Source organism: Mucilaginibacter roseus, assembly GCF_021215455.1.
Classification (GTDB): Bacteria; Bacteroidota; Bacteroidia; order Sphingobacteriales; family Sphingobacteriaceae; genus Mucilaginibacter; species Mucilaginibacter roseus.
Genome location: NZ_JAJPWV010000007.1, coordinates 59,901 through 77,369, shown reverse-complemented (window position 1 = coordinate 77,369; position 17,469 = coordinate 59,901). Strand labels below are relative to the sequence as shown.

17 protein-coding genes are annotated in these 17,469 nt (G+C 43.7%); 10 read left to right on the top strand and 7 right to left on the bottom strand.

Annotated elements, in window-relative coordinates; translation table 11 throughout:
* Nucleotides 1–478 precede the first annotated feature (478 nt).
* Nucleotides 479–1,030 (top strand): NUDIX hydrolase, encoded by a 552-nt coding sequence (locus LT679_RS18270; RefSeq protein ID WP_232179124.1) that lies wholly within the window; start codon nt 479–481, stop codon nt 1,028–1,030.
* Here LT679_RS18270 and LT679_RS18265 read toward each other — a convergent pair whose 3' ends face one another.
* From LT679_RS18265 to LT679_RS18250, 4 genes are all read right to left on the bottom strand, one after another.
* A complete protein-coding gene (locus LT679_RS18265) occupies nt 1,031–1,489 on the bottom strand; it encodes a nuclear transport factor 2 family protein (RefSeq protein WP_232179123.1) in 459 nt (152 codons plus the stop codon). It abuts the gene before it with no gap.
* A 4-nt stretch (nt 1,490–1,493) separates the two neighbouring features.
* Nucleotides 1,494–3,836, bottom strand: coding sequence for a DUF6263 family protein (locus LT679_RS18260; RefSeq protein ID WP_232179122.1), 2,343 nt, complete (start codon nt 3,834–3,836; stop codon nt 1,494–1,496).
* A 104-nt stretch (nt 3,837–3,940) separates the two neighbouring features.
* Complete coding sequence (dnaA, locus tag LT679_RS18255; RefSeq protein WP_232179121.1) at nt 3,941–5,368, bottom strand: chromosomal replication initiator protein DnaA; 1,428 nt, start codon at nt 5,366–5,368, stop codon at nt 3,941–3,943.
* A 455-nt stretch (nt 5,369–5,823) separates the two neighbouring features.
* Nucleotides 5,824–6,357, bottom strand: coding sequence for a DUF7935 family protein (locus tag LT679_RS18250; RefSeq protein WP_232179120.1), 534 nt, complete (start codon nt 6,355–6,357; stop codon nt 5,824–5,826).
* 93 nt (nt 6,358–6,450) lie between these two features.
* On the opposite strand from LT679_RS18250, the gene LT679_RS18245 reads away from it, so the two are divergent.
* Together LT679_RS18245 and LT679_RS18240 are read left to right on the top strand one after the other, a co-directional pair.
* Nucleotides 6,451–6,798 (top strand): HesB/IscA family protein, encoded by a 348-nt coding sequence (locus LT679_RS18245; RefSeq protein ID WP_232179119.1) that lies wholly within the window; start codon nt 6,451–6,453, stop codon nt 6,796–6,798.
* Between the two features lie 121 nt (nt 6,799–6,919).
* Nucleotides 6,920–8,161 (top strand): ABC transporter permease, encoded by a 1,242-nt coding sequence (locus tag LT679_RS18240; protein ID WP_232179118.1) that lies wholly within the window; start codon nt 6,920–6,922, stop codon nt 8,159–8,161.
* A 72-nt stretch (nt 8,162–8,233) separates the two neighbouring features.
* Here LT679_RS18240 and galE read toward each other — a convergent pair whose 3' ends face one another.
* Nucleotides 8,234–9,259, bottom strand: a complete 1,026-nt coding sequence (galE, locus tag LT679_RS18235; protein WP_232179117.1) for a UDP-glucose 4-epimerase GalE — start codon at nt 9,257–9,259, stop codon at nt 8,234–8,236.
* A gap of 12 nt (nt 9,260–9,271) precedes the next feature.
* A complete protein-coding gene (locus LT679_RS18230; RefSeq protein ID WP_232179116.1) occupies nt 9,272–10,252 on the bottom strand; it encodes a UDP-glucuronic acid decarboxylase family protein in 981 nt (326 codons plus the stop codon).
* 116 nt (nt 10,253–10,368) lie between these two features.
* On the opposite strand from LT679_RS18230, the gene LT679_RS18225 reads away from it, so the two are divergent.
* Nucleotides 10,369–11,556 (top strand): 3-deoxy-D-manno-octulosonic acid transferase, encoded by a 1,188-nt coding sequence (locus tag LT679_RS18225; RefSeq protein WP_317206558.1) that lies wholly within the window; start codon nt 10,369–10,371, stop codon nt 11,554–11,556.
* A 3-nt stretch (nt 11,557–11,559) separates the two neighbouring features.
* Here LT679_RS18225 and hemH read toward each other — a convergent pair whose 3' ends face one another.
* Nucleotides 11,560–12,579, bottom strand: coding sequence for a ferrochelatase (gene hemH, locus LT679_RS18220; RefSeq protein ID WP_232179114.1), 1,020 nt, complete (start codon nt 12,577–12,579; stop codon nt 11,560–11,562).
* Nucleotides 12,580–12,734: 155 nt separating this feature from the next.
* On the opposite strand from hemH, the gene LT679_RS18215 reads away from it, so the two are divergent.
* The 6 genes from LT679_RS18215 to LT679_RS18190 all read left to right on the top strand — a co-directional run bounded on the left by LT679_RS18215 (nt 12,735) and on the right by LT679_RS18190 (nt 17,458).
* Nucleotides 12,735–13,553 (top strand): alpha/beta hydrolase, encoded by an 819-nt coding sequence (locus LT679_RS18215; RefSeq protein WP_232179113.1) that lies wholly within the window; start codon nt 12,735–12,737, stop codon nt 13,551–13,553.
* Complete coding sequence (locus tag LT679_RS18210) at nt 13,550–14,173, top strand: lysophospholipid acyltransferase family protein (protein ID WP_232179112.1); 624 nt, start codon at nt 13,550–13,552, stop codon at nt 14,171–14,173. Before LT679_RS18215 ends, LT679_RS18210 begins: the two co-directional genes overlap by 4 nt.
* A gap of 12 nt (nt 14,174–14,185) precedes the next feature.
* Nucleotides 14,186–14,809 (top strand): lysophospholipid acyltransferase family protein, encoded by a 624-nt coding sequence (locus LT679_RS18205; protein WP_232179111.1) that lies wholly within the window; start codon nt 14,186–14,188, stop codon nt 14,807–14,809.
* A gap of 2 nt (nt 14,810–14,811) precedes the next feature.
* Nucleotides 14,812–15,900 carry a glycosyltransferase gene (locus LT679_RS18200; RefSeq protein WP_232179110.1) on the top strand — a complete coding sequence of 363 codons (1,089 nt, stop codon included), beginning with the start codon at nt 14,812–14,814 and terminating at the stop codon, nt 15,898–15,900.
* On the top strand, nt 15,879–16,541 hold the full coding sequence (locus LT679_RS18195) for a carotenoid biosynthesis protein (protein ID WP_232179109.1): 663 nt from the start codon (nt 15,879–15,881) through the stop codon (nt 16,539–16,541). Before LT679_RS18200 ends, LT679_RS18195 begins: the two co-directional genes overlap by 22 nt.
* A gap of 65 nt (nt 16,542–16,606) precedes the next feature.
* Nucleotides 16,607–17,458 carry a 4-hydroxy-3-methylbut-2-enyl diphosphate reductase gene (locus tag LT679_RS18190; protein WP_232179108.1) on the top strand — a complete coding sequence of 284 codons (852 nt, stop codon included), beginning with the start codon at nt 16,607–16,609 and terminating at the stop codon, nt 17,456–17,458.
* Nucleotides 17,459–17,469: the final 11 nt, after the last annotated feature.

Below are 17,469 nucleotides of genomic sequence, written 5' to 3'. Positions count from 1 at the left end.
TTTATAATTAGCGTATTATTGCTATGCCTAAAGGCAGCAAGTGTATTTTTGTTTTTTGCTATTCTGATACCAGGATTTTGCTACGGCATTGTATTGAGTTTAAATGATAAAAGTATATATTCCCCTGGATTGATTATTTGGGCATCTACAATCATTTATATTGGGTGCTTCTTTATGCTAAATTTGAAAGATGATTCGCTTTGGTTTATTCTAAGGTTAATGTCGGCAAGCACAATTGGATCGATACTACTCTTTTTATCTTATTATTTTATTATAGATCGGAATTATCATCTCAAAAGAATGCTCTTTATCATGATGATATTCGGCTTGATCACAAGTATCCCTTCTGCGATGAGCTATTATTTGTTTAAGACGACTCATTACAAAGTATTTTCTTTTACCATTTTTATTATTTTCCCAACGTGGCAAATAACTTTTGCTATGTTATTAAATAAATGTGCTATAAAATCGTCTGTACATGAAAAATCTTAACTGGAAAGTTTGCGAATCAACCTATCTGCATAAAGGCCCATGGGCTACCCTGCGCAGCGACAAATGTGAAATGCCCGATGGCCGCGTAGTTGAACAATACTATGTGCTTGAATACCCTGATTGGGCAAATGCCGTTGCTATAACCGAAGACAACAAAGTGCTTTTGGTAACACAATACCGCCATGCGGCAAAAGTAGTTTCGCTGGAAATACCGGGCGGCGTTATTGACGAGGGCGAGGAACCGATAGCGGGCATGCGCCGCGAACTGCTGGAAGAAACCGGTTATCAGTTTGATGATATTGAACTGGTAACCACTACCTACCCCAACCCGGCTACATCAAACAACAAAACATTTTGTTACCTGGCACGCGGTGGTAAAAAAGTACAGGAACAGCACCTGGACGAGCACGAAGAACTTGTAGTTACCGAACATACCATAGCCGAAGTTAAACAACTACTGGCCGACGGCAAAATAACCCAGGCACTACATTGCACCGCCTTGTTTTACGCGTTGATGAAGCTCGGAGAGTTGAAATAACTATTCCGGGCAGTTATCCTTACGACGGGTATCCACAATGTAGATTACCTTCCAGCCGTCGGCGGTTTTCATCAACTGAAAAAAGTTAACGCCGCAATGGCTGAACTTATCGCTCACATAAAATTTGTATGGCGTCCATACGCTGGCCAGGTTATCGTCAATCTTAATGTCGCCAAAGGTGATGCGCTCATCCCATACATCGGTATGCGGCGTGCCCACGGCTTTTAAAAACTCAATGGGTTTTTCCGTCAATAACACCTTACTACCATCCTTTTTATTGGCTACCGTTTGCAAAACCAAATCCTTATGAAATACGGTGCGTAACAGCGTGCTGTCGCCTTTCTTCATTGCGGCAAATAAAGTATTGATGGTTTTTTTCACCGCTTCGTTTTCTGTTTGCTGACTGAAGGCCTGCCCCGCCAAGATCATTAGCAGGCACAGGGTAAAAAGTTTACGCATATAATTAGTTTGATGCATAAAGCTGGTTAAACTTCTTTAAAATAGCAAGCCAGTCGGCGCCAAAATTAATGTTGATCATTTTGCCATCAGGCGATATCAGAATCTTTGATGGATAGCCCCTGATCTTGTATGTTTTTTCTACTTCACGATCTGACATCAGTACCGGAATGGTGAATTTATTTTCAGCTAAATATGCTTTTACTTTGTCCTGCGTGTCGTTACAAGCTATACTTAAAAAGTTAACACCGGCGTATTCACCTTTATTTATATCATCGTTGAATTTATTTACCCGCGGCATCTCCTCGCGGCATGGGCCACACCAGGTTCCCCAAAAATCAAGCACCAGCCACTTGTCGCGATAGGTGTTTAGTTTATGCTCTTTACCCTCAATGTCCTTCAACACAAAATCAGGCGCTTGCTGCCAGGTGCTTACCACGTTACTCGCGAAGAATGTTTTAAATGTTCTATCTGGGTATTTGGCGGCATATATCTTCTCCATTTCGTCTAATCGCTCCGGGTTTACGTTTACGTGTTCAGCAAAAATAGCCAGCGCTTGCTGCTCATCCCCGGTTTTAAACAATCGGTCAATAAATTCCTCGCGGTAACTCTCCTGCGATTTAAGGAATACCCGGTCATAAAAACTGGCATAGGCCTTTTCCTTATTACTTTTTGGCGAGTACTGCGCCGCCTTCGCCAGGTATTGTAAAGCTTTCACCGAGTCGGCCGGTTTGGCTGCCGTGTATTTCAGGTAGTAGGCGTGGGCAAGCAGGTTTTGGTGCGCGTACCTGTCGTTATTAAGGGTATCGGCAGTGTATTTTTCGAGTTTTGCGATGGTTTTATTCAATAAAGTGTTCGCCGCCGCTTTCTCATCTGCCACATACAGCATATTATATATGAGCATGGCATACCTGCCGCCGTTGCTTGCTTTGGTGGTGGCATCATCCATATTCTCAAATGATCGGGCAGCATTTAATAATTGCTTTTTATAATTCGGTTGGGCTTTCGCTTTAACCCAAATGTATAGCCCTTTGCTTTTTTGGCTAACGCCGGAAAGCTTGGAGGCGTTCATCATCTCGATCAGCTGCAGGGCATTTAATGCTTTCCTTTTATGATCAGAGATCATCTTTTCGGTTTCTGCATCACTTACCTTACGTTCGCGCATAGCTTTCCTGAAATCCTCTTCTGAGAAATCATCCAAATAACTTTGTGCTAACGACTGTTGCATCCAACTACCAAACGACGGATTAACATGAAAGTATTTGATGATATTGTAAGTTGAATCCGGCGATTGCGTTAAAGAATTCCCCAGTTTATTAAAAAAATGAACGCCCATAGGATTAATAATGTGATTTGGGCTTCGCATGAGCACGCTATCATAAAGCTCATAGCTTTTCTCTAAATCAAGCCCTTGTATAGCGCTCAATTTAGCATTACAGTAATAGGCATCATTTTTAAATAATGGATCATACTGCTTAAAGAAGGCAAAAGTTTTTGTCGAATCATTTTTAGTTCCTGATTTCAATGCTTCACTCCAATAGCACATTCGTACTGCCATATTTATCCAGGCGGTGTCCAAAGCGGGGATATTAGTATTGTAGGCTATTTGCAGCGTGCGAACGCCGTCATTTTTATAAACCGGACGTGCGTTTGGCTCAATATATAATGAGTTCTCTTTTAACTTTTGTATTAAACCGGTAACGTCATTGTACTCAATCCTGCTATCGTATCTTTTGTAATTCTTGCTACTTACCGGTGATACTACAATATCCAGCACAGCGCCTTTTATGGCCACCACTTTATATTGGTTATCATCTGTGGCCCACTCAGTACCAAAGGCTACTTTTTTATCCGGCAATTTTAAAAACAGCAGCTGTATGCCGGCCTTAAGGCTATTGTAATTATCTATGAATTGCTTGTAAATATCCTCCTTTAATACCCATTTACTTTTGGCTGATTGAGCAATTTTGTCAAGCCCTTCAAGCTCACCAACAATTCCGTTTTTATTTACCACTACCCTAAATGGTGTATTAAGTAGTGCCAATTTTTCAACCACACCGGAGTTACTAAAGTCAGTTTCCCTGATGTTATCCGTGTTTAAATTAAAGCGCTTACTATCATCGTCCCGCTTTTTCACACCAATCAGCCTGCAACCGTAAACCATGCTGCCATCGGCGTTTTTTTTAAGCGGAGTGAAATGGTATACCAGTGTTTCGCTACCGTTGAATGTGCCGGTAAAATTATTAGTGTATGTATAAGTAAATGGCTTCGCTACTTGCGCCTCAACTGGTTTTGAAAGTAGAAATAGAGAGATTGCTACAAGACAGGCTTTAATTGGTTTAATTGACATAGATAAAGGTTTTGTAAATATATCATTTTATTAACCAATTCATTATGTCAAAAAAAATGGCCGTATGTTTTACATACAGCCATTTTATATTGTTGAAACGAGGGTTAGCTCATTTTAAGTTTCTTCTGGATGTCGGCAACGTAGCCTTTAAATTTTTTGTCGGTGTCGATAAGGTCTTCAACGGTTTGGCATGCGTAAATTACGGTCGAGTGATCGCGGCCCCCAAAAAAGTGACCGATAGATTTTAACGAACTTTTGGTGTGTGCTTTTGCCAAGTACATGGATATTTGACGGGCCTGTACAATTTCGCGCTTACGGGTTTGTGACTTTACCATCTCGATAGGCACCTCAAAATACTCGCAAACCAGGCTTTGTATATACTCCATCGAAATTTCTTTTGATGAATTTTTCACAAAGTTTTTCAGCATTTGCTTGGCCAGGTTCAGGTCAATCTCCTTACGGTTAAGGGTTGATTGTGCCAATAATGATACCATGGCGCCTTCCAGTTCACGCACGTTGTTATCAATATTGTGCGCTACATACTCCAGCACTTCGTTTGAAATATCAATACCATCCTGATATATCTTGTTTTTCAGGATTGCCATACGGGTTTCCAGATCAGGCACCTGCAAATCGGCAGAAAGGCCCCACTTGAAACGCGACAGCAAACGCTCTTCCAAACCAGCCAAGTCCTTCGGCGCTTTGTCAGACGTGATGATCAGTTGCTTGCCCGACTGGTGCAGGTGGTTAAAGATGTGGAAGAAGAAATCCTGTGTTTTTTCTTTACCGGCAAAGTTATGCACATCATCCATAATCAATACATCAATGGCCTGGTAAAAATTCACAAAATCATTAATGTTATTATGCTTAAGCGCGTCAACAAACTGCTGGGTAAATTTCTCGCACGATACATAAAGCACCAGCTTATCAGGCAATGATTTTTTGATCTCGTTACCAATGGCCTGCGCCAGGTGGGTTTTACCTAAACCTACACCGCCATAAAGCATCAGTGGGTTAAACGAGGTACCGCCCGGTTTTGCCGCTACCGCATAACCCGCTGATCGGGCAAGGCGGTTACAATCGCCCTCAACAAAATTCTCGAAGGTATAATTGCGGTTAAGCTGCGGGTCAACATTTAACTTTTTCAATCCCGGTATCACAAAAGGGTTCTTAATATCCTTATTAATTGCGATAGGAATAGGCATTGACTGATTCTTAGCCTCGGCACCATTACCGTTTGACGGCATGTTGGTAGTGTATGGCTTGCTCGAAGATGATTGCTCAACCACGATGTTGTATTCCAAACGACCTTCGTCGCCCAATTGTTTCTTGATGGTTTTACGTAACAAGCCTACATAGTGTTCTTCAAGCCACTCGTAAAAAAATAAGCTGGGCACCTGTATTGTCAGAACACTGCCTTCCATGCGCAAAGCTTTGATTGGCTCAAACCAAGTTTTGAAACTTTGGGCTGGTATGTTGTCCTTAATTATCTGAAGACAGCTATTCCAAACGTTGATACAAGTTTTTTCCATATATAGTATTTCGGTAATTTATTGATTTACAATCCCCGAACAAAACAACCTGTTGGGGTAGTACGGAACATCGAATATTGAAAAAAAAAGCCGATTAAAAAATTAAATTTTATCTTTTTAAATTTTATCCTTTTTGAAATTTTAGCTTCAAAATGTTGAAAAAATGATAATTATCCACACAAAATCGTTGCGATTTTAACAAAGTGAAATATTTAGCTTCAAGTTAAATTTTTAACTATTTCAATATTTAAAAACCCGGGAATCCGGATCGTTTTGATGTTCATCTTAAAAGGCTTTTTTGAAGTATTTGTTTGTGGAAAAATTGACTTTTTTAACATTTTCCATAAACAGCTGAACTACAACAAATAACCCTGAACTACCCCAATTAATCGTTGAAAACTTTTGGCAAAAGCCGCAGTTTTTGTTAAAAAATTCGGGGCGGCAAAGATATAAAATCAACTCATTATTTTATGCGCCTCGTTACGAATTATTGCGGCGGCTGTTATATATGGGTCAGGTTGCATGAGGCTTAATTGCTGTAAAATGGTTTTGGCCAGTTCAACGCCGCGGGCTTCGGCAGGTTGCAGGCGGGCTGCCTCATTTAATATATTAATGGTATCGTCTTTCAGCTTGGTCATTACGTCCCAGGCCGGCTCACTTACATACACCTGCTGGGTTATGTTGTGCTGATATTCGTTACGCATTTCGGTTATCACCAGGCGGTGCAGTTCATCAGCCTGAAACGCTGAGGCACCAATGCGCACAAACATGTTTGAGGGATTGATACGATCTATGAATAACACCATTCGCTCGTAAGCCTGCAACTTCAGCATAAGCGAAGAATCAACAGCGGGTTTGGCCTGCCGGGCAAGCAGTAGCCGCTCAAGCCTGTCCAGGTAAGGTTTAAATAAATAAAAAGCCACCCACACAATGCCAACGCCGGCGAGGGTGGTTTTTAATACATCAATAAACAGCGGGTATAAATTCATGAGATGGTAAATGTTATGCGCCCGTCATAAACTTGGCGGGGCCAACAAAAATGTGTATTTTACATTATATTTGTGAATTAACAATTAAATAAGATGAGTATAGCTGTTGAAACCGCTCCGGTAAGCTTTACACCGGGCGCTGTAAAGGAACTGTTAAAACTGAAAGATCAGCAGGAGATTGGGGATGATTTCGGCTTGCGCGTAGGCGTTGAAGGTGGTGGCTGCTCTGGCATGAACTATGTTTTGGGCTTTGACCAAAAGAAAGACGGCGACCAGGAATATTTTATTGACGGCGTTAAGGTGTTTATGCACAAAGCGCATGGCTTATACCTGGCGGGTATGCAAATCGATTTTCAGGATGGCTTAAACGCGCGCGGCTTTACCTTTAATAACCCGAATGCAGCCAGCACTTGTGGTTGCGGTACATCATTTTCGGTTTAACATAATATTTGTATAGCACGACAGCAGCCCTCGAGGCTGCTTTTTTTTTGCCCCATTTATTTATTATATTGAACATGTAACAAACAAAGCGGGTGCATAGTCTTAACCCCAAGTTTTAATTATGGCGGTAAAAACTACTCTTCGCGAAAATCTGGCTATTGCCCTGCAATCTATCAGCGGCAATAAATTACGCACATCGCTAACAGCACTCATTATATCAATAGGTATAATGGCGCTGGTGGGCATACTTACCGCCATTGAGGGTATTAAACAATTTACCAATGACGCCTTTGCCGGCCTCGGCGCAAACTCCTTTACCATACGCAACATGGGGCAGGACCTCAACTTTGGTCCGGGCGGCGCGCGCAAAGCCTACCCTTCTATCCGTTATGATCAGGCAGAACGCTTTCGGCGTAACTTTAAACTGCCATCGTCAATCTCCATCAACCTGTCGGTAAGCGGCTCGGCTATTGCCAAGTATGGCAACGAGAAAACCAACCCTAATATATCGGTAACCGGCACCAATGAGAACTATGTTCAAAACAGCGGTTACAAAATGGCAGCTGGCCGTAATTTTTCCACCTCAGAGCTTGAGCATGGCGATAATGTGGTAATAATAGGTGATGAAATAAAAAAAACGCTATTTAAAAATAATGATCCGCTTAACAAGGCCATTTTTATAGGGAATAATCAATTCCGCATAATTGGCATATTGGCGTCCAAAGGTTCCGGCTCGCAGTTTGGCGGCGATAAGTTTTGCCTTATACCCGTGTTTAAAGCAAAGCAGATCATCACCACCAAAAACCCATCTTTTGAAATAACCGTGGCGGTAAAAAGCGCAGAGGCATTGAATGCTACGGTGGACGAGGCTACCGCCCTGTTCCGCAACATTCGCGGGTTGAGCGTTGGCCAACCTCAAAACTTTGACGTTGACCGCAGCGATGCCATACAGGATCAGTTGAACAGCCAGATGGCGGGACTTACCGCGGCGGGCCTGGTGGTAAGTGTTATCACCCTTTTAGGTGCAGCTATCGGTTTGATGAATATCATGCTGGTATCGGTTACTGAACGTACCCGCGAGATCGGGCTGCGTAAATCAATAGGTGCAACACCATCAGTTATACGTAAACAGTTTTTGCTTGAGGCTATTGTAATATGCCTTATCGGTGGTGTGGGCGGTATAATTTTGGGTATGGCTATCGGCAACCTGATTGCCGTTAACATCAGCGGATCATTTGCTGTGCCGTGGTTCTGGCTAATTGTCTCGCTGGTTGTTTGTACGTTCATCGGCCTTACTTCCGGTTATTACCCGGCAAAAAAAGCGTCAAAGCTTGACCCTGTTGAAGCCTTGCGATACGAATAGTCCAGCAACCATATAAAATAAGAGCCCCGGTATTATCTATCGGGGCTCTTTTATTTATTGTGATTTAAATTGCTATCCTATCGGATTCCGAGCGATATATTTTTCCCATGCCCAGGCTGATGACATCATTTCATCTAAACCAAGCTCGGTTTTCCAGCCCAGCTTTTCTGTTGATTTGCTTACATCTCCCCATACCTGCTCCACATCACCAGGGCGAGGGGCACCTATCTGGTAATTGAGTTTAACGCCTGTCGCTTTCTCAAAAGCGGCAATTACTTCCAATACCGAGCTGCCTTTGCCGGTACCCAGGTTAAACACATCATAACCGCTAAAACTCTCCTGCTCGGCAAGCTTTAAGGCCGACACGTGTGCCTTGGCCAAATCAACAACGTGTATATAGTCGCGGATGCAGCTACCGTCGGGCGTGTTATAAGTGTCGCCAAAAACAGTAATTTTTTCACGCTTGCCGATGGCTGTTTGGGTGATGAATGGCACCAGGTTTTGCGGCACACCTATCGGCAGTTCGCCTATCAGCGCGGTTTCGTGCGCGCCAACCGGGTTAAAGTAGCGCAAAGAAATAACTTTATAAGGTGTGCCTGATGCAACCATATCTTTCAATATCTCTTCAGCTACTTGCTTGGTATTACCATAAGGCGATTGCGCCGGTTGCACAGGCGCGTCCTCGGTAACAGGCAAACTTTCCGGCTGACCGTAAACCGTGCAGCTTGATGAGAACACAAAATTTATAGGCTTACCATAATACCCGTTAAGCAGGTTTATCAGTGAGTAAAAGTTATTGCGGTAGTATTTCAGAGGGTGCGCAACCGATTCGCCTACGGCTTTAAATGCCGCGAAGTGGATAATACCTGCAATATCATTCTCGGTAGCGACCAGGTTTGCTACCGCCTTTTCATCGCAAAGGTCCACCTGATGAAATACCGGCTTGTAGCCAATGATCTTGGTAAGCTGATCGAGTATTTTAGGCTGAGAGTTTGACAGATCGTCAATTATTACCGGTTCGTAACCCGAGTTTACCAGTTCAACAACCGTGTGCGAGCCGATGTAACCAAGGCCGCCGGTCACTAATATTTTTGCCATTAGTTAAGAGGTTTATTTATTGTAGTTTGAAAAATCCTTATGCTGTATCTCGTGCTCCGGTAACGATTTGAAATAATCATACGTGATCTTCAAACCCTCGCTTCGCGATACTTTAGGCTCCCATCCTAACAGCTCTTTAGCCTTTGTAATATCCGGGCGGCGTTGTTTAGGGTCGTCAACCGGGAGCGGCAAACTTATTAATTTTTGGTCAGTTCCGGTAAGTTTTATTATTTCTTCGCCAAACTCACGTATCGTGATCTCGTCGGGGTTACCAATGTTAACCGGCTGCGCGTAATCACTGAACAACAGGCGGTATATACCTTCGATCAGATCATCTACGTAACAAAATGAGCGGGTTTGTGATCCATCGCCAAACATGGTGAGCGATTCGCCGCGTAAAGCCTGGCCGATGAAAGCAGGTAACACACGGCCATCATTAAGGCGCATACGCGGGCCATAAGTATTAAATATACGCACGATGCGGGTTTCAACACCGTGGAAAGTATGGTAAGCCATGGTCATGGCTTCCTGAAAGCGCTTGGCCTCATCATACACCCCGCGCGGACCAACCGGGTTTACGTTACCCCAGTACTCCTCGGGCTGCGGGTTAACGTTCGGGTCGCCATACACTTCGGATGTTGAGGCGATAAGCATACGCGCGCCTTTAGCCTTGGCCAAACCCAAAAGATTGTGCGTACCCAATGAGCCTACCTTAAGCGTTTGGATAGGTATCTTCAAATAATCTATCGGGCTGGCCGGTGAAGCAAAGTGCAGTATATAATGCAGATCGCCGGGCACGTGCACAAAGTTTGAAACATCGTGATGGTAAAACTCAAAGTTCTCCAGTTTAAACAGATGTTCAATGTTACGCAGGTCGCCTGTAATCAGGTTATCCATGCCTATAACATGGTAATCCTCTTTAATAAACCTGTCGCAAAGGTGCGAGCCTAAAAACCCCGCGGCCCCGGTAATAAGTATGCGCTTTCTTGCCATGCCTGTATGTTATTTGAATTTGATGCGTTAGTATTTGTACTTTTAACCCCGACGAATATAAACATTCAACGTTCAAAATGTTTGTGCTTTATAATATTGGAATACGTTTATACTATTTGATAATCTGGCTGGCTTCGTTTTTTAACCAAAAGGCAAAGCTTTGGATAAAGGGGCGCAGGCAGCAAACATTTGTACGTTACCAGAACAGTATTTGGTTTCATTTTGCATCATTAGGGGAGTTTGAGCAGGGCCGCCCGGTGCTTGAGCAGATGAAACTCACTTATCCTGACCGGCCTATTGTGATCACTTTTTTTTCGCCCTCAGGTTACGAAGTGCGTAAAAATACGCCCCTTGCCGATGCGGTATATTACCTGCCGCTGGATACCCGCGGCAATGCCAGGCGCTTTATAAAAACCATTAATCCATCCATAGCCGTTTTTACCAAATACGAGTATTGGTATCATTTTTTCGCGCAGTTGTACGGGCAGCGGGTACCGTTATATATTATATCAGGCATTTTCAGGGATGGGCAGGTATTTTTTAAATGGTATGGCAGCATGCACCGCAAAATGCTCAAATGCGTGCGCCACTTTTTTTTACAGGATGAATACTCCAAACAATTGCTTGCTGGCATAAACGTAAATAATACTACCGTTAGCGGCGACACCCGGTTCGATCGCGTTTGGGCTAATGCTAACGCTCCGAAACAATTACCGGAAATTGAAAATTTCATCGGCGGAAAAAAAGCTTTTATTTGCGGCAGCACCTGGCCCGATGATGAAAAGCTGCTGGCTGAATTAACAGGTGAATACCCGGATTGGAAATTTATTTTCGCGCCGCATGAGCTAAGCATGGAAAAAATAAACCGCCTGGCCGAAATGCTGCCGCCGGATAGTTGCATTAAATACTCGGCCTTGGCCATAACTGAAGGCGGCAATAACCATCAGTGCCTTGTAATTGATAATATGGGGATGTTATCATCCTTATATCAATATGGTAACATCGCTTATATCGGCGGGGGGTTCGGCGTAGGTATACACAACACCTTGGAGGCGGCTGCATTTGGCATTCCGGTGATCTTCGGGCCGAATTACCATAAATTTAATGAAGCGAAGGCGCTTATTGAACTTGAAGCGGGCTTCAGCATCAGCAATGAGGCGGAATTAAGAGCAATTGTTGAAAAACTGGCAACCGATACTGCGTACTACATCAACAGCTGCCAACAAGCCCGGCAATATGTTGACACACAAAAGGGCGCTACCGAGAAGATAGTGAACTTTATACGGAATTCCGAAACAGTATAATACTTAGTTGTTGCGTACCATTCGCTCGAGCGCGTCAATAAACACCGGCGAATCATTAAGACTTTCAACCAGCTGCACTTCCTCGCCGCCAAGGGCTTTAAATTCAGCGCCGTACTCTTCGGTAACCTCGTAAACGGTTTCCAAACAATCGGCAACAAAAGCCGGGCAAAATACCAAAAGGCGCTTTTTTCCCTCTTTGGCCAATTTGTGAATAATCTCGCTGGTGTAAGGCTGCACCCATGGATCATTACCCAGGCGCGATTGAAAGCAAACAGTATAATCTTCCTTAGCAATATTCAACTCTGCTGCTATCAGTTTAGCCGTGTGGTATGATTGTGCCGAGTAGCAGAATTTATTTTTATCGTTAATGGTTTGGCAGCAATCATTCACCTTAAGGCAATAGCTGTGGGTATGATCGGCCTTGATCAACTGTCGCTGCGGCAGGCCGTGAAAGCTGAACAGGATATGATCGTACGATGCCGGATCGTACTTGCGGGCATTATCGGCAAAGGTTTTAATTACCAGGTCGTCATCATAAAACGAGTTGACGAATGACACCGGCGGCGGCGTAGGCCAATCTTTCATCAAACGCATCACTTTCTCATATACTGAACCGGTACTCGCCGAGGCATATTGCGGGAATAATGGAATTACCTGCACGCTGTCAACCAAAGCATTTTTCAGGTTTTCAAGCGCGTTATCTATAGATGGGTTTTGGTAACGCATGGCCAGTTCAACCATATACTCATCACCCAGGCGCTGCTGCAGGGCATCGCGCTGTAAAATGCTGTAGTATTTTAATGGCGAACCGTTAACATCATCCCAAATCTCCTTATATAACTTAGCTGATTTAGGTGCCCTGAACGGTACAATTACCGCCTTTACCAAAAAGGTGCGCAAGGCAGCATTTACATCAATTACCCGCGGGTCCATCAAAAACTCATCCAGATAGCGGCGCACATCTGCGGTTGACGGACTATCAGGCGTGCCTAAATTCACTAATAATATTCCCTTTTTTGCCATAATATTTCGAGGCTCCAAAAATACTATAAATACCTTGTACACTGCTAAACCACGGGCTATATATTACAAAATAATGATTAGTATCACGTTTACCATAATTATGCAATTACACACCGCTGCAAACTTTTTAGCGGGTATTTGTTAATATTGCCGCAATGGGTTATTTACACATCCCGCAGTTAGGGCAGGTACACTATCATGAATACGGTACGGGCAGCAAGCCGCTGCTGGCTTTTCACGGCTACGGCATGACGGGCAAGCAGTTTCATGTGCTGGAGCAATCGGTACTACCGGAATATCACGTGTACGGCTTTGATCATTTTTTTCATGGCGGCAGCGCGCTAAAGGACTGGAGCGAGCAGCAGATTATTCAGGGCATGCCCAAGGCTTTGGTACGTAATTATGTAGAAGAATGGTTTAAACTGCATAGCAGGCAACGCTTTTCGGTACTGGGTTACTCCATCGGCGCTAACCTGGCGCTTATACTGGTTGAGGAATATGCCGACCTGATTGACGAAGTGATACTGATGGCACCTGATGGGCTGTTTGTGTATAAAGGCTTTCATCTATTAACGCATAAAACACTGGGGCGTTATCTTTTTAGTACCGTTACCAAAAGCACATGGATAGCGCCATCGTTATTAAAAACACTTAAACGCGTGGGCTTTATTGATGACAGCCTGTATAAAATAGCCTGGAGCGAAATGGATACCGAACAAAAACGTCTGGACGTTTATTATACCCTCAATTTGATACGCTTATTAAAACCTGATACGCAAAAGGTAGCGCAACTCATTAATCAGCATAACATTAAATGCCGGCTGATATTTGGCAGGCATGATAATTTGTTTCCGAAAAAGGAAGCCCAACCCTTTATCAACATGTTAAATAATCCTGATGTACATGAGGTTGATTTGGGGCACTGGCTGGTAACTGCAGATCTGGATAAATATTTAGTTAAATTTAAAGCATGATACCCGCCCGCAGAGTAAGCCTTTTCAGTAACTGGTTTGCCCGGTATATGCGCTACCGCATACACAAGGCATTTAACCGCGTGGTGGTAATGCCTTTTGAGCCAAAACCCGGCCATTCGGTACTGTTGCTTTGCAACCACTTTAGCTGGTGGGATGGTTTTTTCGGCAATTACCTGGCTTACTGGCATCTTAAGCGCAAGCTCTACATCATGATGCAGGAAGACCACTTGCGCAAGCGGATGTTGTTTAACCTGTTCGGCGGTTTTTCCATTGAAAAAGGGTCTCGGGAGATGATCAAGTCATTGCAATACGCGGCGGGTTTGTTGAACGATCCGGAGAATTTGGTGGTCGTTTTCCCGCAAGGCGAATTGATATCAAACCACGCTACCGAGATTGAGATCGGAAACGGTATTGAACGCTTGATAAAAAACATAAAAGGCCCCTGCCAGATCGTGTACTCCTGTGTACTGATCGATTACTTTGAGAGCCTGAAACCATCGGCATTCATCCATTTGTTTGATTGCGGCGTAGCTGGTGAATTACCTTTTGAGCAACTGGTGAGCAACATTAACGCCTGCCATAAGCAGGCACTTGCCAACCAAATACACGTTGACCATTAAGTATTCACATCCATGATCGCCCCTAAAAATAACAGATTTATCCACTGGTTCTTCCACCGGTATATTTTGCGGCTGATCGATAAAAATTTCCGGTCTTTCAATTTTAATAACATTGAGGTTGAGCCGGACAAATCTGTATTGCTGATCCCTAACCACTTCAGCTGGTGGGATGGTTTTATCCTGTATTATCTCAATTATAAGCTATTTAAAAAACGCTTCCACATCATGATACTCGAAGAAACTGTGAGCAAGGTTTTCTTTCTGAAATATATGGGGGCGTTCTCTATCAGCAAAAATTCAAAGAGCCTGATAGAATCGCTTAACTATGCTGCCGAATTGCTTAACGACCCGCAGAACCTGGTAGTGATATTTCCGCAGGGCAAGCTATATTCTAACTTTGTGCAACAGGTTGAATTTGATAAAGGTATATTGCGGGTGATGGAAAAAACAAAACACGCCATGCAACTGGTATTTGCTGCTACTTTTATTGAATACTTTGAACATAAAAAGCCGGGCATCAACGTTTATTTAAACAAAAGCTCCGTTAACGGCTTTAATAATATACATCAATTTACTGATGCCTACCAGCAGCATTATGAAGCGGCAAGGCAGCAGCAAACACAAATAGTTATATAATAGTGATCATTGCCATATCGGTAACCTTGTTTTTTATAGTGCTGCGCTTTGTGGTTACGTTGTTCAACTTTATGTCGAACCCAAAGCTGCAACGTATAGCCAAGCCTTACAACGATATGGTATCCATCCTAATACCTGCCCGCAACGAGGAACAAAACATTGATAACCTATTGCGCTCCATAACCAGGCAAGAGTATCAAAACTATGAGGTAATTATACTGGATGATAATTCTACCGACAATACCTTCGCCATTTGTCAGCATTATGCCGCTGCACATCCAAACTTTAAAGTGATAAAAGGTGAAGCCTTACCCGACGGATGGCTGGGTAAAAATTTTGCCTGTTACCAGTTAGCTAAACAAGCTAAGGGCAAATATTTGATGTTTGTGGATGCTGACGAAGAAATTGAGCACGGGCTGATTAACAGCGCCGTGCACCGCATGCACCTGCGGCAGGTAGCCCTGCTAAGTTTATTTACCAACCAACGCATGGTAACGCTCGGCGAAAAGCTGGTGGTACCGCTAATGCACTTCCTTTTATTGAATCTTTTACCTATCCGGTTGATCTATCTAACCCGGCATTATGCTGTTGCGGCAGCCAGCGGTCAGTTTATGTTTTTTGATGCTGAAGCTTATCATGCCAACCAATGGCACAAACAGGTACGCGACAAGGTGGTTGAGGACGTAGAGATTATGAAGCTGGTGAAGGCCGCCCGCTACCGTGGAGAGGGCTTACTGGCTAACGATTTAATTTACTGCCGTATGTATACCGGTTATAACGAGGCCATTCAAGGGTTCAGCAAAAACTTTTTGGCTATATTTAACTACAGCGTGCCGGGTTTTCTGGTTTATATTACCCTGCTTATAGGCGGGCCTATGCTGGTAATTACTACCATGAACCTGCCGCTTATTGCGCTAATGGTTGGCCTCATCATTCTTACGCGCATCATGATTTCTTTTTCTGCCGGTCAAAACCCGTTGCTCAATGTTGTTTTGCATCCGCTGCAAATGGCAAGCATGGTGGTCATCGCTTATTTCGCCGTGCAGCAATACCTCACCAAAAATACGGTATGGAAAGGCCGCCGGGTATGATGCAATTGTTAAAAAAATCTTCGGTGCTTATTTTCATCATTGTACTATTTCATGCCGTTGGCTATGTGGGTTTTGCGCTGCCTGCTACGCGCAACCTGTTTGAAGATATTGTACCCTTCCACCTGCTGCTGATGCTGGGCATTATTGTGCTTAGTCATCGCGAAGTTGATAACCGTTTCTGGAGTTTTTACCTCATTATCTATTTTGCGGGATATGTTGCCGAGTGGATAGGTGTGCATACCGGCGCCTTGTTTGGTTATTACGCCTATGGCAGTACCCTGGGTGTAAAGGTGCTGAACATCCCGCTGATGATTGGTGTAAACTGGTTCCTGCTGGTATATTCAACCGGGGTGTTGATGCAGCGCGCGAAATTAAAAAACCGGTGGCTGCGTATTGTATATGGTGCTTTGCTAATGATGGTACTGGATGTGCTGATTGAGCCCGTTGCCATACAATTTGACTACTGGCACTGGCGATTTGATGCCATTCCGGTTTATAATTACGTGTGCTGGTTTTTTGTGAGCATGTTTATGCTTTTCGTTTTCGAAAACTTTGGCTTTAAAAAACAGAGCTGGGTAGGCCCCGCACTGCTGATAACCCAGCTTGTATTTTTCGCGGCGTTGAATATTTACCCTTTGTAAAATGAAAACCACAGGCAGCCGGGCATCGTTATTTATAATATAATTTAGCGTAAATTTGTATCATCATGGGTGAGTATAATTTAAAGGTGACCATTGACCAGGATTCGGGCTTTTGCTTCGGGGTGGTTTTCGCTATTGATATGGCCGAAGAAATACTGGAGCAGGATGGCTACCTGTATTGCCTGGGCGATATTGTGCATAACGATGAGGAAGTTGCCCGGTTAAAAGCTAAAGGCCTGCGCATTATTGACCACTCCCAACTGCATGATCTGCATAACGAAAAGGTACTGATCCGTGCGCATGGCGAAGCACCTGAAACTTATAAAACCGCCCTTGAAAATAACATCACCCTGATTGATGCCTCATGCCCTGTAGTTTTGAAACTGCAAAACCGCATCAAAACATCATTTGATAATAAAGAGCAGATACTCATTTTCGGCAAGCACGGCCATGCTGAAGTGATCGGCCTGCAAGGGCAAACCAACAACGAGGCATTGGTTTTTCAGGATATTGCCGAGTTGGACAATGCCGAACTGCCCGACCGCTTTACCCTGTACAGCCAAACTACCAAAAGCACCGATAAATTTTACGCTATTAAAGAGGAATTGCTTAACCGTGGTTACGAAGTAAAAGCTAATGATACCATTTGCCGCCAGGTATCAAACCGGGATAAGGATCTGCCTGAATTCGCGGTAAAGTTTAATAAAGTGGTATTTGTGTCGGGCAAAAAATCATCAAACGGCAAGGTGCTGTTCGAAGTTTGCAAAAGGCATAACCCGGACACTTACTTTATTTCTTCAGTGGAAGAGCTGGATAAAGCGCTCTTTGCGCCCGGCGACACGGTGGGCATCGCCGGGGCTACATCAACCCCTATGTGGCTGATGCAGGATGTTAAGAACGCCCTCGAAGCATTTTAATTTCGTCCGAG